The sequence below is a fragment of the Dactylosporangium sp. NPDC050588 genome, from assembly GCF_040654975.1.
In the GTDB taxonomy this organism is placed as follows: Bacteria; Actinomycetota; Actinomycetes; order Mycobacteriales; family Micromonosporaceae; genus Dactylosporangium; species Dactylosporangium maewongense.
Genome location: NZ_JBFAJA010000098.1, coordinates 1 through 14,797, shown reverse-complemented (window position 1 = coordinate 14,797; position 14,797 = coordinate 1). Strand labels below are relative to the sequence as shown.

9 protein-coding genes are annotated in these 14,797 nt (G+C 72.5%); 2 read left to right on the top strand and 7 right to left on the bottom strand.

Translation table 11 applies throughout. The features are described from left to right. Nucleotides 1–85 precede the first annotated feature (85 nt). Nucleotides 86–508 (top strand): hypothetical protein, encoded by a 423-nt coding sequence (locus AB0I21_RS47565; protein WP_360571097.1) that lies wholly within the window; start codon nt 86–88, stop codon nt 506–508. A 61-nt stretch (nt 509–569) separates the two neighbouring features. Here the strand turns inward: AB0I21_RS47565 and AB0I21_RS47560 are convergent, their stop codons facing one another. Further along, nucleotides 570–1,271 (bottom strand): Clp protease N-terminal domain-containing protein, encoded by a 702-nt coding sequence (locus AB0I21_RS47560; protein ID WP_360571095.1) that lies wholly within the window; start codon nt 1,269–1,271, stop codon nt 570–572. Between the two features lie 75 nt (nt 1,272–1,346). Here AB0I21_RS47560 and AB0I21_RS47555 point away from each other — a divergent pair, with 75 nt between their 5' ends. After that, nucleotides 1,347–2,459 carry a hypothetical protein gene (locus tag AB0I21_RS47555; RefSeq protein ID WP_360571093.1) on the top strand — a complete coding sequence of 371 codons (1,113 nt, stop codon included), beginning with the start codon at nt 1,347–1,349 and terminating at the stop codon, nt 2,457–2,459. Between the two features lie 7 nt (nt 2,460–2,466). Here the strand turns inward: AB0I21_RS47555 and AB0I21_RS47550 are convergent, their stop codons facing one another. From AB0I21_RS47550 to AB0I21_RS47525, 6 genes are all read right to left on the bottom strand, one after another. Beyond that, the gene (locus AB0I21_RS47550; RefSeq protein WP_360571091.1) at nt 2,467–4,020 is read right to left on the bottom strand and encodes an ATP-binding cassette domain-containing protein; all 1,554 of its coding nucleotides are present in this window, start codon (nt 4,018–4,020) and stop codon (nt 2,467–2,469) included. Beyond that, nucleotides 4,017–6,929 (bottom strand): cysteine peptidase family C39 domain-containing protein, encoded by a 2,913-nt coding sequence (locus AB0I21_RS47545; protein ID WP_360571089.1) that lies wholly within the window; start codon nt 6,927–6,929, stop codon nt 4,017–4,019. The genes AB0I21_RS47550 and AB0I21_RS47545 overlap by 4 nt, the downstream gene beginning before the upstream one ends. A gap of 2 nt (nt 6,930–6,931) precedes the next feature. After that, nucleotides 6,932–8,026: a tetratricopeptide repeat protein gene (locus AB0I21_RS47540; RefSeq protein WP_360571087.1), complete on the bottom strand. Its 1,095-nt coding sequence runs from the start codon at nt 8,024–8,026 to the stop codon at nt 6,932–6,934. Between the two features lie 106 nt (nt 8,027–8,132). Next, complete coding sequence (locus tag AB0I21_RS47535; RefSeq protein ID WP_360571085.1) at nt 8,133–8,456, bottom strand: hypothetical protein; 324 nt, start codon at nt 8,454–8,456, stop codon at nt 8,133–8,135. 334 nt (nt 8,457–8,790) lie between these two features. Then, a complete protein-coding gene (locus AB0I21_RS47530; RefSeq protein ID WP_360571083.1) occupies nt 8,791–9,819 on the bottom strand; it encodes a hypothetical protein in 1,029 nt (342 codons plus the stop codon). A 22-nt stretch (nt 9,820–9,841) separates the two neighbouring features. After that, nucleotides 9,842–14,779: a polymorphic toxin-type HINT domain-containing protein gene (locus AB0I21_RS47525; protein ID WP_360571081.1), complete on the bottom strand. Its 4,938-nt coding sequence runs from the start codon at nt 14,777–14,779 to the stop codon at nt 9,842–9,844. Nucleotides 14,780–14,797: the final 18 nt, after the last annotated feature.

Here is a 14,797-nt window from a genome sequence, read left to right as displayed (position 1 = left end):
GCCTTCTGTCTACCGGTTCGGCGGCCGCCTGACGATTCCCTGCGGGGAATTGCCGGCCGGCGGTGGACGCAGCACAGTTCGGCGCATGTCCGATCACGATCTGCAGCAGCTCATCGACCGTTACGTCGCCGTGTGGGGCGAGCCCGACCCGGCCCGCCGCCGTGCCGCCGTGCGTGACCTTTGGACCGGCGACGCCGTGCACGTCCTGCAGCCGCCGCTGGAGATGCGCCAGGCGGCCGCCGGTCTCGGCTTCGGCCGGCTCGCGCTGGAGGCCCGCGGCCATGACGCGCTCGAGTCGCGGGTGTCTCGCGCGTACGAGGAGTTCGTCGCGCCCGGTGGCTACGTCTTCCGCGCCCGGGGCGACGCCGACCGCCTCCACGACGTGGTCAAGTTCCACTGGGAGATGGTGCCCACCGGCGGGGGCGCCCCCGCCGGCGTCGGCCTGGAGATCCTCGTCCTCTCCCCCGACGGCCGGATCGCCGCCGACTACCAGTTCATCGAGGCCTGACCCGTCCCGCGCGGCCGCGCTGGACCGACGGTCCCGTGCGGCCGGCGCTGGACCGACGGTCCTACGCGGCCGCGATGGACGCTTCCGCCGCGGCCTTGTCGATGCCCAGGCCGGCGAGGACGCCGGTGCCGTCCTCGAGCTCGAGCAGCGCGAGCAGGATGTGCTCGGTGCCCACGTGGTTGTGGTTCATCCGCAGCGCCTCCCGGAAGGTCAGCTCCAGGCCCTTCTTGGCGTGCGCGTCGAACGGGATGAGCGCGGGCACGGCGTCGGCGGCCGGCGGCAGGGTCGCGGCGGCGGTCTCCCGGACGGCGTCCAGCGACACGCCCTGGGCGACGATCGTCTGGGCGCCGAGCGCGGTCGGGTCGGCGACCAGGCCGAGCAGCAGGTGCCCGACGCTGATGTGGTCGTTGCCTCGCGTACGGGCCTCCTCCTGCGACGCGACGACGACCTTCCGGGCCCGGTCGGTGAAGCGGCTGAAGCCCTGGCTGGCGTCGAGGTCGGGCGCCTCGCCCTTGGCGACGAACCGCTTCTGCGCCGCCTGCTTGGTGACGCCCATGCTGCGGCCGATGTCCGTCCAGGAGGCACCGGAGCGGCGGGCCTGGTCCACGAAGTGCCCGATCAGGTGGTCCGCCACGTCGCCGAGGTGGTCGGCCGCCAGCACCGCGCTGCTGAGCTGGTCGAGGGCCTCGGGGTGCGTCTTCTTGATCGCTTCGATCAGGTCGTCGAGCCGGATCTGGCTGGTCACGGGTTCAGGTGTCGTCATGCGTCAACCATAAGTTGACGATCCAGTTTGCGTCAACCCGACGTTGACGATCCTGATGGTCATTAGACTGCCGGAGTGACCGAAGCTGGCAGGCAGACGGGGAGCTACACGGACAGCTGGCACCGGCAACCGCTGCCCCCGGCGCTGGACGGCGCTCCGTGGCCGACGTCGGCGCAGTGGTCGGCGATCGCCGCCGTGTGGCTGCTCGCCGCATGGACCGGCGAGGCGACGCCCGGCTGGCGCGGCGAGTGCGTCACCGGCACCGCGCCCAGCCGGGACGCCGAGCAGTGGCCGCAGCCGCCCGCGCCGGAGTCGCTTCAGGTCATCGGCGGCTTCCCCACCGAGCCCGAGGCGGCCGAGGTCCTGATCAGCCTGGTCCAGCCGGCCCCCGGCCGCCCGTTCGACTCCGCCCGCCCCGAGGCCGACGTGGCCGCCGACGTCGCCGCGCTGCTGGCCGCCCGGATCCCCGCGACCGACCACCGGGCCGCCGTGCTGCTGGAGTACCTCGCCGGGCGGCTGACCGGGCCCTACACCGACCTGCTGCGCGTCTCGACCGGCGACGACGACCTGCACCTGCTGCACCGCGACCCGTCGCACGGCCGGACGCTGCGCCTGACCGTGTCCCCCGCGGCCACGACCGAGCCGCCGCCGGTGCTCGCCGCCGACGGCGCCGACGGTCCGCTGCGCACCAGGCTCGCGTGCCTGCTGACGCTGCTGAGCGCCGAGCTGTGGGTGAACAACAACAACCCCGTGACGTTCCGGGTGTGGATCGGCCCGCGCGACACCGCCGACCCCGTCGCCGACGCCGCCTCCTGGTGGACCCGCACCCGCGAGGAACCACCCGACGAGCCGCCGCACCTGCACCCGGTCACCGTCGAGGAGCTCGACCTCGGCGTGTACACCATCGTGCGCAGCTCGTTGCGCGACCTGTTCGACGACGACTGGGACGGCATCGAGGAGTGGCCGCACGTCCCCCAGGACCACCTCACCCGGCACCTGTACCGCGACCTGCTCGACCTCCTGCTGACCCGCACCGCCGGCCGAGGCGCCCCGCCGGACGTCCTGTACACCGGCTACCTGCCGATCACCGGCCGCCCCGACGACTCCGAGGACGACGACTTCCTGGGCACCGTCATCTTCGTCGGCCCCACCGACGTCGCCGTCCTCGACCTCGACCTCAACTGCTGACCACGGCTCACTGGCGGATGACCAGCAGCGTCCTCGCGCGCTCCCGGGCGACCGCGAGCGCCCGCTCCAAGGTGTGCGGGTCGAGCGCGCCGAACGTCTCGTCGAGCACCAGCACCTCCGGCTCCTGCAGGAGCGCCCGGGCCAGGAACACCAGCGACCGCTCGCCGTGAGACAGCTGCCAGCCGGTCTCGCCGACGATCTGCGCGAGCCCGGACGGCATCCGGTCGAGCAGGTCGCCGAGGCCGAGGGCGCGGCAGACCGATTCGGCGTCGGCGAGGTCGCCGGGCGTGGCCGGCCAGCCGCGCCCGATGAGCAGGTTGAGCGCGAGCGGTCCGAGCATCAGGTGGTTGTGGTCCGGCTGCGGGACGGTCAGCACCCGGCCGCGCCACCCGGCGGCACCGACCTCGGCCAGCGTCGCGCCGTGCAGGCGCAGGACGCCGCTGGACGGGGCGCGCTGCCCGCCGAGCAGTCCGGCGAGGGTCGACTTGCCGCTGCCGGACGCGCCCTCCAGCAGGATCCGGTCGCCGGCGTCGACCCGCAGCGTGACCCGTCGCAGGACCGGCCGCCCGTGCCCGGCGTAGGTGTAGCCGACGCCCTGCGCCTCCAGCAGCGGAACACCGTCCGTCCCGTCTGGACACGGTGGACCGTCCTTTGTGGAGCTGCTGCCCACCTGCGGGTGCAGGAAACCGTCCTCTTTGGACGCGCCAGGCAGCAGCGGGCGCAGCGCGTCCCAGGCGCACCTGGCGTCGGCGACCCCGGCCAGTCCGCCCACCAGCCGGCCCAGCGCGCCGAAGGTGAACAGCACGCCGCCGGCCGCGGCGGTCACGCTCACCCGGTCCGCGCCCTGCGCGGCCCGCGCCGCGAGCAGCACGACGCCGGTCAGCGCCCAGCCGCGCGGCACCAGCGCGGTGAGCGCCGTCCAACCGCGGTCCATCCGGCGGGCCAGTGCGTCGTACAGGTCGTGGGTGCCGTCGCCCGGCGGGTCGTCGGGCTGCTGCACGGCCCGCGTCCGGTGCCCGGCGACCTGCTCGGCGAGCATGTTGCCCAGCGCCAGCCGGACCGTGCTCCACCGGCGGCGGCGCTGCTCGTGCCGGCGCAGCAGCACCGCGGCGACCACCAGCCAGGCGGCCAGCAGCAGACCCGCGACCGGCCCGAGCGCGGCGGTGAACAGCACCCCGGCGAGCAGCAGCTCCAGCCCGCCGGCCAGCCCGGCCAGCGCGCCGCCGACCGCCAGGTCCTCCAGGCTCTCCGCCTCCAGGACCCGGCCGAGGAGGTGGCCGGTGCCCTCACGCCGTACGTGGGACTCGTCGAGCGCCAGTGCGCCTCGCAGCAGCCGCCCGCGCAGCCGGCGGCCGATCGCCGTCGCCAGCTCGCCCTGCAGCCGGACCGCCGCCGCCCGGCAGAGCAGGCTCCCGGCGAGCGCGGCGGCCCAGAGCGCGATGCTACGGCCGGTGACGGCGCCGTCCAGCGCGGCGCCGCCGAGCACCAGCCAGGAGCCGAGGAACAGTCCGTACTGCGCGGCGTGGCAGACCGCGAACGCGACCGCGAGCACCCGGATCACGCGTCCACCTCCACCGCGACGGTGCCGCCGGCGACCCGCACCCGCCGCCACGACGGGTCCGCGAACCGCGCGTCGACGGCGCTCTCCGCGTCCAGTAACGCGCGGAACCGCGATGCCGGATCGGCTGCGAGCGCCGAGGGGATGCCGTCCTCGGCGATCCGTCCACCGTCGACCACCAGGACCCGCGGGAAGGTCAGCGCGTCGGCGACGTCATGGGTGATGAACAGCAGGGTCGCGCCCGGCCACCAGCCGCGGGCCCGGGCCAGCAGCTGCCGGCGCCGGTCCCGGCTCAGGCCGCGGAACGGCTCGTCGAGCAGGACCAGCCGCCGGTCCGGCTGGTTGCGGGCGCGACCGAGCCGGACCCGCTGCGCCTCTCCGCCGGACAGCAGCCCGCCGCGCTCGCCGAGCACTCTGAACAGTCCCGAGCCGGGCCCCGGAGCGAGCCCCGGACCACGTCCCGTGTCGGGCCCTGTGTCGGGCCCTGTGTCTAGTGCGTCGACGACCGGCCCGAGGTCGGCGTCGATGACCACGCCGGACAGCGGCGCCGCCTTGTCGCCGCCGTAGCGGAGGTTGTCGGCGAGGGAGGCGTTCCACAGCGTCACGCCCGGCTCGACCCATGCGGTCACCCGGCGCAGCGCGGCCGCGTCGAGCGCGTCGCCGTCGACCTCCACGACCCCGGCCGCAGCGGTGTGCCAGCCGAGCAGCAGCCCGGCGAGCGTTGACTTGCCCGAGCCGGACCGGCCGACGACGGCGATCTGCGCGCCCGCGGGCACGTCGAGGTCCGTCACGCTCAGGATCGGCCGCCCGGCGGCGACCACCTCGACATCGCGGAGCCGGAGCCGTGTACCCCCGGGATGCGGACGGCCCGCAGTGGCCGGCGACTCGATGGTGGCCGGCGACTCGATGGTGGCCGACGGCTCGGTGATGGCCGACGGCTCGGTGATGGCCGACGGCTCGGTGATGGCCGACGGCTCGGTGATGGCCGACGGCTCGGTGATGGCCGGCGTCGCGAAGGGCTCGACGAGGCGCAGGGTGACGCTGCGCAGTCCGGGAAACCGTCGGGCCAGCACCGCCAGCTGCTGGCCCAGGGCCGGGATCGCCGCCGCCCAGTACACCAGGAGCAGCAGCGCGGCGGGGTCGGTGACCCGGCTGCTCGCCCCGGCCAGCAGCCACGCGACACAGCCCAGCCCGATCGCGCCCTGGACCAGGTCGGCAGCGGCGGCGGTGCGGTGCACGGCGCGGACGGCCGCGGCCCACGGGCCGAGCATCCGCTCGTGCATGCCCTGGACCACCACCTCGGCCCGGTGCGCGCGGATCGCGGTCAGGCCGGTGAGCGCGTCGAGGTAACAGCGGGCGATCGCCCCGACGTGGCTGCGCATCCGCAGGTCGCGCTCCGCCTGCACGGGCAGGAACAGCCAGCCGGCGAGCGTGCCGAGCACCGCCGCGCACGCGGCCGGCAGGGCGCTGCGCGGGTCGACGAGCCCGATGACGACGGGGAGCAGGAGCAGCAGGGTGCCCGTGCGGGCGGCGTCGACGACGAGCGCCGGCAGCTCCCGCAGGCGGTGCAGCCGGTGTGCCCGCTCGGCCAGGTCGGACAGGGGACGGCTGCGGATGTACCGGTCGGGCAGGCGCGGCAGGCGGCCGGCGAGCGCGGTCCGCAGGCCCTGTTCGAGGCGACGGCCGGCGGCGGCGACCTGACCGGCCACGACGCCGTCCAGCGCGAGCAGCGCCACCGCGAGCGCGACGAGCGCCGGCACGACCCGGCCCGGGTCCGCGGAGAGCAGCGCGCGCACGAGCACCACCTCGGCGAGGACGCCGGCCGCCGCGAGGACGGCACCGGCGGCGACCGCGGCGAGCCGGAGACGACCGAGGCCGCGCAGCCGCTCCCACAGGAAGCGCGACGGCGCGGGGTCCGGTCCGGCGAGCGCGGCACGCAGGTCCGGCGGCAGGGCGGCCGGGTCCGGAGGGTTGCCGGCCCGGCCGCGCACGGCGACAAGGACCGCGCCACGGATCGTGACCGTGCCGGCGCCACGGACCACGACCGTGCCCGTCCCGTCCAGCTCCGGCTCCACCTCCGGCGATGGCTCCGGCGATGGCTCCGGTTCAGGCGATGGCTCCGGCTGAGGCGATGGCTGAGGCGATGGCTCAGGCTCAGGCGATGGCTCAAGCTCCGGCGATGGCTCAAGCTCCGGCGATGGCTCGAGCGATGGCTCAAGCTCTGGAGCCGGCGTTGGCTCCGGGCGGGCGAACCAGTGCTCGTCGGCGATCGACGCCGGATCGTCGGCGAGCGCCCGCACCGCCGCCTCACCGCGCAGCCCGGTGGCCGCGGCCTGGCGGGTGGCCGCGTCCAGCGCGGCGAGCGGCAGCCAGCCGTCCCGGGCCGCATAGTCGTCCAGGACGGTCCCGGGCACGCGTACGCGCGACAGCAGCGCCCGCAACGGGTCGCCGAACGCGGCCGATCGGATCCAGCGCTCGAACGCGTCGGCCGGGACGCCGAACTCGTGCAGGTACAGCTCGTCGCGCCGGAACGCCGCGGCGGGCACCCAGCGGCGGCCGACCGCCGGGTCCATGATCTGCAGCAGGCCGCCGTGCCGCCGCCAGACGACCACGAAGTGCGTGAGACCGTCGGGGTTGCGGCTGACGACGATCGCCGGCAGCGCGCCCGCGGCGTCGAGCTCGAGATGGTCGGCCGGTAGCATCACCTGCTGGACCTGCAGGCCGAGCTGCGCGGCCGCGTCCTCCAGCGCGTCGATCGAGGTGCCGTCGACGTCGGTCTGGCAGGCGTCGCGCAGGCGGGCATAGCCGGCCCGGATGCCGAACCCGGCGAGCAGGCTGGTCAGCGTCGCCGGGCCGCAGTCCATCGTGGAGGTCTGGACCACCTCGGGCGCCAGGAGCCTGCGCGTTCGCATGCTCAGCCCTGCCCGGCAGGTCGCAACGACGCGAGGTTGGTCTCGGCGGCGCAGCGGGCGGGATGCCCGGCGTCGACCGCCGCGGTGAGGATCCGCAGCGCCTCGGTGGCCAGTTCGGCCGCGTGTCGCAGGTCCCCCGCGTCGGCGACGAGGACCGCGAGATTGTTGAGCGTGAACGCGAGCTCCGGATGGTCCGGGCCCAGCGTCGCGCGTTTGCCGGTGAGGGCCTGCCGGTACAGCGTGCCGGCCTCGTCGACCCGCCCCTGCGCGGCGAGGACGGCCGCGAGGTTGTGCTGGTTGACGACGACGTCGTAGTGCTCGGGGCCGTATCGGTCGGTGAAGTAGCCGACCGCGTCGCGCAGCAACGGCTCGGCCTCGACCGGTTTGCCCGCGGCGTGCAGGATCACGCCGAGGTGCGCGGCGTCGGCGACCACGGCGGGGTGATCCGCCGGGTACGCGCGACGGTGCAGCCGCAGCGAGCGGCGCGCGTGCGACTCGGCCTCCGCGGGCCGCCCCCGGCTGTGTTCCAGCCCGGCGAGGTTGTGGCACAGGCCGGCGAGCGCCGGATGGTCCGCACCGTGCCGGGCCGTGAGGGCCGCCTCCACCTCCTGGTAGTGCCGCTCGGCGTCCGCGAGGCGCCCGGCGAACTTGTAGAGCACGCCGAGTTCGTTGTGGATGGAGGCGAGCGCGACATCGTCGTAGGCCTGCGACGCCTGCGCCGCGTGCAGCGCACCGAGCAGCAGCGGCTCGGCCTCGGCGTACCGCGCCTGGCGCCGCAGCGTGCCGGCCAGCCCGACCCGGGCCGCGACGAGCAGCCGCAGCAGGTCGCCGTCGCCGTGCGGCAGCGCCTCCATCACCTCGACGGCCCGGCGGTGGTGCTCCTCGGCGGCGGTGTGCCGGCCCAGCTCGTCCTCGGCGGTCGCCAGCAGCGTCAGTACGTTGGCGACGTCGGGATGCCCGGGACCGCAGTGCGCCTCGAACGCGGCGAGCGCTGCCCGGCACAGCAGCACCGTCTCCGGGAACCGGTGCAGGGCCATCGCGGACAGCGCCCGGTCGTGCAGTGCGACCGCCTCGTCGAGCGGGTCCGTGATCGTCATGGTCGGTGTTTCTCCGTGCTGGGTCCGGCGGGGTACGGGGCTTGTTACAGGCCGGCGTCCCGGCGCCGGCCGGGACGGTGCCCGCCCCGGCCGGCGGTCTTCGGTCCTACGCCTGGCTGCGGACGGTCAGCGCCTCGCTGTGCTGCGAGTGGAAACCGCCGGCCGCGACGCTCGTGCGCACCACGATCGCCTCGCTGTGCTGGGTGTGGAAGCCGCCGGCCGGCAGCCCCGTGCGGACGGTCAGGGCGGTGCTGTGGTTCAGGATCCGGATCCCGCCGGCCTTGACGGCGCTGCGGACGGCCAGCGCCTCGGTGTGGTTGGCGATACGGATCCCGGCGGTGATGCTGGTCCTGGTGGTCAGGGCCTCCGGCTGCACCGGCGGGCGCCGGTCCGTCTCGCCGCCGGTCTTCTTCGACGTCTGCTCAGACATGCTCACTTCCTTCTGCTCGGATCACACGGGCCGCCGGCGGCGCGTGGCGTCCCGGTCCCCGGGTCGGAGCACGTCTCGCCGGTCGGGTGCCACGAGGGTAGAAGCGCTGTTCCGGTGCGAATTGTCGGCAAGAAGACCACCGAAAAGTGGCCGGGGTCACACCGGTGAGGCCCTCCGCCCCGAATGTGGGTGACCGTCTCCGGGCCGTTGTTCGCACTGATGCGGAGGTCACAGGCACCGCAGGAATCGATCACACCCGGTGTCAAGCGGCCGGGTCCACTGTCACCTTTCCGCCACACACGAGCGCGTTCGCGCAGCGACCTGTCCGGCGCTGTCAGGCGGCGTCGCGCAGGACCTCGGACGGGTCGGTGTGCAGGGCGCGCAGCAGGGTCCAGGCGGCGTTGTCGGGGACGGTCAGGGCGGCGCTGAGCAGCTGGGCGCTGCCGGCCGGGACGCCGGCCGCGGCGGCGGTGGTGCGGGCCTGGTCCGCCGCGGCGGCCGCGGCGGTCGACCAGGGTGGGTTGTTCGGATTGGTGCGCCAGGCTCTGCGCCGGGCCGGCCCGGCGACGGCGGGGTCGTCGGTGTCGGCCGCGGTGGTCGCGGCCAGGGCGGCGTCTGCCGAGGTGAGGCCGCGGACCGTCAGGAGGCTGCGGTGGGCCTGCACGGGTCGCAGCTGGCGGGCGGCCAGCTCGTCCTCGAAGGCGGCGACGGCGAGCACCAGGTCGGCGGTCGTCACCCGGTCGCGGCCGAGGCGCACCGCCTGCCGGATCGCTTCGAGCTCCAGGTTCGCCAGGATGACGTCGGCGCCGGCGGTCAGTGACGTGTAGGCCGACACCCATCGGGCCGGGGGTTTCTGCTGCGGCTGCGGGTCGGCCGTGACATACCGCCAGTGCAGCAGGTAGTCGGTCAAGGGACGCAACGGCCGGTCGTCGTCCTTCGGCCAGGCGATACCGCCGGTGCCGGGCAGGGCGGAGTAGCCGGTGAACAGCACCGCGGCGAGGTCGCCGGCGCCGACGGCGGGCCGGGCGGGCGGGACCAGGTCGATCGCGCGGCGGATGGCCGCCGGCACGTCGTCGCCCCAGTCGATGGCGTCGCCGGGGCGCCGGCGGCCCGGCGACCTGAACGCCTCCCAGCGCGCCTGCCGGAGGGTGGCGGCGACCTCGAACCCGGCCCAGCCGCCGGGCCGGTCCACGAGGGGACCGGCGCCGGCGAGCCTGCCCGGGACGAAGTTCGGGATCCTGCGCCGCATGCTTTCCTGGATGTCGTCAGCGCCGATCGTTGCCTGCTGCCGGCTCTTCGCGACCTGGCAGGCACCGACCAGGATCCGGTACAGGCCTTGAGCGACGAACACATGCTGTCCCACGGACGACATCTCTCCTACCCAGCTATTTCGGGTGCCGGATCGCTCGATAGCCCTTCACGTAACCATACGCGAACATGACTCCCCGGCCGCCCCACAGGACGTACCCGCTGAAGGGCTCCTTGATCAGGCCGATCGACGCGCCGAACCGGTCGGTGAAGTTGCTCTGCGCCTGGTAGCCGGTGTTCACGCCGTTGCGGTGGGCCAGCGAGCGGTCGAACCAGTTGAGCGGGCGGTGGCTCCGGACGCCGTTGTCGATCTCCCACTTGCGGTGCTTGCCGACGTGGTCGTTCGGTTCGGCCTCCTCGTCCGAGGCGTGCCGCGGCTGGTACTCCTCGGGCTCGCCGTCGCCGGCGCCTTCATCCTCGTCGTCCCCGCAGTTGTGCACGAGGACCGGCTCGCTGCCGGCGAGCACGTAGTACGTGTGGAGCTGCGCGACGGTGAGGTCGTGCATGTACTTCGCGCCGGTCCACACAACGGAGCCGATGACGACGGTCGTGGAGCCGTTCGGCGCGACCAGCCGGTCACCCGATGCCAGGTCGCCCGCGCGCTGCCACTGGTCGAGCGATTCGTTCCAGAACGGGTGGTTGGCGGTCGTCTCCAGGGTGGCCTTGACACCCGCTCCGTCCACCACATCGAGGGTGGCGAACTCCTTGTCGAGGTTGACGTGGGTGACCTCGACGGCCTCGGCGCGGGTTTCGCCGGTCTCCGGGTCGGTCGCCAGGACCTCGTCGCCGATCTGGATGTCCTTGATGGCCTTGACGGTGCCGCCCGCCATGAGCACCTTGGTGTCCGGGTCGAAGCTGTGCTTGCACGAGTCACCCGAGTCATCGTCGGTCTTGCCCGGCTTCTCCGGGTCCTTCGAGTCGTCGGTGCCGTCCCCGTCACGCTTGGGCTTGTCGGTGTTCTTGTCGGACCCTGGAACGCCGGAGTCGTTGTCGGGTGGCGAGCCGTTGCTGCCACCGTTGCCGTCGTGATGGTCGTGGTGTGAGGGTCCGGTGTCGATGCCGGGGATCTTGACGTGGAACTTGTCGGCCAACCGTTTGGCGAGGCCGGCAGCCTTGGCGGACAAGCCGCCCGCGCCGCCGGTCAGGGCGGACATCGCCATCTCGACCACGAGCTCGCCGATGGTCACGCCGCACTCGTAGGCGCTGGCGTCGCCGCCGATGCACGAGGCGATCTGGTCGCAGATCCCGCTCAGCGCGCAGGCCCAGCCCATGAGCCAGTTGCCGGTCTTCTCCTCCCACTTCTTCGCGTCGCCCTCCATGGCCTTCCAGGCGCCCTTGGGGTCCTGGAACATCTTCTTGAGGCCGCGGTACATGGCGAGGATGTTGATGGCGTTCCACATGCCCTTGAGCAGGCCGCGGAGGAAGTCGCCGGCGTTGGACTTCAGGCCGCTCGGGTCGGACCACGTGGTCGGGTTGTTGTTCGAGTACGAGTAGCCGTGCAGCTGTTGCGGGTCGTTGAAGTCGACGATCGGGTCGACGGAGATGAACCGGCCGGTGTTCGGGTCGTACTCGCGGGCGCCGAGATGCACCAGGCCGGTCGGGTCGGTGTCGCCGCCGACGAACCCCTTCTTGTTCGGCCACGTCACCGCGGCGCCACGGGCTTCGCCGTACGGCGTCTGGCGGCGTCGGGTCACGGTCTGCGCGGCGTCGGCGCTGATCGCGACGGTGCCGGTGCCCTGCTGATCGCCGCAGAGCCAGGCGATCCCGCTGCCGGTCCGCTGCCCCACGACCTGACCGTTGAACATGTAGTAGCGCGTGGCCGACAGGGAAGCGCCGGTGAGCCGGATCTCCATGCCGCCCAGGTACAGGGTGGCGCCGGTGCTGTCCTTGGCCAGCAGCCGGTTGCCGGTCCCGTCGTAGACGTATGACGTGGTGCCGGTCGTGTCGGTCACCGAGGTGAGATGCCCCTCGGCGTCCCACTGCAGGTCCTGCTGCCCGTTCGGCCCCGGCCGGGAGACGGTGTTGCCCGTCTTGTCGTAGTCGAAGGTCGAGGTCTTGAGGACCTGCCCGGTGGAGTTCTTGAGCGTGGAACCCTTCAACAGGTGCGGCTGGGTGCCGGCGACGCCCTGGTTCGGGTACGTGTAGTCGGTGGTCTGCAGCCCGGTCGGGGTGAGGTGGTCGATCTCCTTCAGCCTGGAACCCGTCCGCCCCTTGGGGTCTGTGGCGGCACCGAAGTCCCACTCCTGCCAGTACGGTGCCGGACCGCCCATCGTCGTGGACGCCGGCGCGGTGGTGCAGTCGCCGCTCTGCGGCGTCCACGCCTGCTTCAGCCGGCGGGCGTGGTCGTACTCGAAGCACTGGGTGTCCCGCTGCCCGTTGAGCGGGTTGTCGTCGATCTTGATCAGGTTGCCGGCGGGGTCGTACTTGTACGCCGCGTCCGCGACGTACGCCGAGCCGACCGACTTGATGACCGCCTGCCGCTTCACCTGGTGCGTGACGTCGTCGTACTCGGTCTTGCTCTGCACGAACGGCGCACCGGTCAGGGCCGTGGACCGGATCACCGAGCTCGACTCGCCGAACTCCGTGTACGTGGCGTCGGTGACGTAGTACGTCGCGTCGCCGTAGTTGGTGCTCAGCGCCTTCGGCAGACCGTACGTCGAGTCGTACTCGTACGTCAGCGTCTCACCGGCGAGGTTGCCCGTCGTCGGCAGCACCACCGTGTTCGGGCTGCCGTCGACCTTGTACGTCATGCGCACCGAGTACGACGTGCCCAGCAGGCCCTCTGAGGTCGGGATGGTCACCCGGGTCTGGGTCGGCCGGTACAACGTGTCCGCGGTGATGAGTTCGGTCTTGTACTCATTGGTGCCGACGAACCGGGACACCGACTTCGTCAGACCCTTCGCGGGCAGGTCGTAGACCGTCTTCGTCCGCAGGGCTCCGGTGATGCTGCCGTCGCGGGTCGTCTCCGGCCGGCCGAGATCGTCGTAGGTGAAGGCCAGGATCCGGTTCTCGGCGTCCTTGCTGGTCTCCACCTCGTCCCAGGCGTTGTACGTCAGCTCGACCGCACCCTTGTCCGGATCCACGGACTTCTTCAGCCGGCCGAGCTCGTCGTACTCGTAGGACCACACGTTGCCGGAAGCGTCGGTGACCTTCTCCAGCTGGCCGGTCTTGCCGTACCCGTAGCTGAGCTCGTCGTACGTGCCGGTCGGGGTGCCGCCGTGGTACTGGCGCAGCTTCGTCGTCTGTCCACGGTTGTCGGTGAACGTGGCACCCGCGGTCCCACCCAGCGGCGGCGTGACCGTCGTGTAGTCGCCGTAGTAGTTCACGAGCGTGCCCCACTTGCGCACGTTCTCGGAGTACAGCGCGGTCTCCGTCGTGCGGCCCAGCGTGTCGAACGAGACCCGGGTCTGTGACGGCACGTCGAGATCCGCCGGCTGGTGCAGCGTCGTGCCGGCCGTGCCGGTGGTGTCGTAGGCCTGGTTGGTCTTCCACACCCGGCCGAACGAGTCGTAGAAGTTGGTGTCGGCGATGATCCTGCCCCCACCGACCGCCTGGGTCTGCTTCTGCCGGGGGCGCAGCAGCCCGTCATACAGGTCGAACAGCGACTGGTAGTTGCCGTTGGCGTCCTGGGCGCGGGTCTCGACGGCGTTCACCGAGGTTTTGCTGATGGTGTACCGGTATTCGACGCTGGGCGTGTTCAGGTTGCTGGCCTGCGCCCGGTCGGCGTACCAGACCTTCGTGCGGCGGCCCAGCGCGTCGTACTGCGCGGAGGTGATCCGGCTGTTGACGTCGGACTCGGTGAGCACCTCGCCGTGAGCGGGGTCGATGGTGACCGTGGTCTCCCACAGCTTCGGGTTCTTCGTCGTCATCCCGACCAGCGGGCCACCCGTCGCCGGCGAGTAGTCGGTCTTCGACAGCCGTCCGGCGATGTCGGTCGACTCGGTCGTGCGGCCGTGGACGTCGTGCTTGTACGTGCCGACGGTCTGGAACTGGACGTTGCCGCCGTTCCAGGCGCTCATCCGCTCGATCTTCGTGACCAGACCCGTCGTCGGCGTCGCGCCGTACGCCAGGTCGTCATACGTGAACCGCATGTCGGAGATGACCTGATCCGCCGCGGACGGCGCGCTCGCCGAGCAGTCACCGGCCCAGGACCGCACCCGCTTCACCGAGTGCAGCAGCCACACGTTCGGGTCGGTGTTCGGCAGGTACTCCTGCAGCGTGCACTTGTCGTCGGTGGTGTCGGCGGGGTTGCCGAGGTCCTTCACCTTCAGCGGCACACCCCGCTGATCGTTCTCGGTCACCGTCTCGAACCGGCGCCACTGGTTGTTGCTGATCGACGCCCGGGTCGCGGTCTTCTCGGTGCCCGCGTACCGGGACTCGGTGACGACGTTGTTGATCGTCCGACTCGCGGCGGCGTTCGTCGACCGCCACGGCGTCGTCACCGTGCCGGCGTTGACCGCGCCGTCCAGGTAGACGAGCTGCTCGCGAGGCGAACCGGCGAACTGCTCGTAGTCCGGGAACGGACCACCCTCGAGGCCCTCCACGTTGACCGTGCGGGTGCCGGATGCCGTCTTGTCGCCGTGCATGCCGCGGAAGTACAGGGTCTTCATCACCTGCTGCTTCGCGCCTTCACCGAACTTCGTCTTCACGTACGGGTAGCCGCGCCACTGCCCCCACGACTTGTACTTCGCCTGGACCAGGCCGTCCTCGCCGTCCCAGTGCCACAACGGGAGATTCTGCGGGTTCTCGTACTCGTAGAACGTCTTCGTCGCGCTGCCACCGGCCGTCAGGTCGATCTGCTGCACCGAATCGACCACGTACGTGTGGAAGTAGTCCGTCCTGGGCTGTGTGTATCCCTGCGGCACCCACTTCACCGGGTAACACCGCAACGTGTTGCTGTCCAACGCGTTCACGTTCGGCAGCCGGCCCGGGTTCACACAGTCCGGGTCGCTGTAGTCGACCGCGATCTCCGCACCCGCCTCGGTCCGGATCGACGTGATCCGCCACCAGTTCATCGCGGGCGCGAAGTCCGA

Excerpts from the sequence above, each read along its gene's own strand:
- AB0I21_RS47565 (WP_360571097.1), top strand. The coding sequence starts at position 86 with ATGTCCGATCACGATCTGCAGCAGCTCATCGACCGTTACGTCGCCGTG.
- AB0I21_RS47560 (WP_360571095.1), bottom strand. The coding sequence starts at position 1,271 with ATGACGACACCTGAACCCGTGACCAGCCAGATCCGGCTCGACGACCTG.
- AB0I21_RS47545 (WP_360571089.1), bottom strand. The coding sequence starts at position 6,929 with ATGCGAACGCGCAGGCTCCTGGCGCCCGAGGTGGTCCAGACCTCCACG.
- AB0I21_RS47540 (WP_360571087.1), bottom strand. The coding sequence starts at position 8,026 with ATGACGATCACGGACCCGCTCGACGAGGCGGTCGCACTGCACGACCGG.
- AB0I21_RS47535 (WP_360571085.1), bottom strand. The coding sequence starts at position 8,456 with ATGTCTGAGCAGACGTCGAAGAAGACCGGCGGCGAGACGGACCGGCGC.
- AB0I21_RS47525 (WP_360571081.1), bottom strand. The coding sequence starts at position 14,779 with ATGAACTGGTGGCGGATCACGTCGATCCGGACCGAGGCGGGTGCGGAG.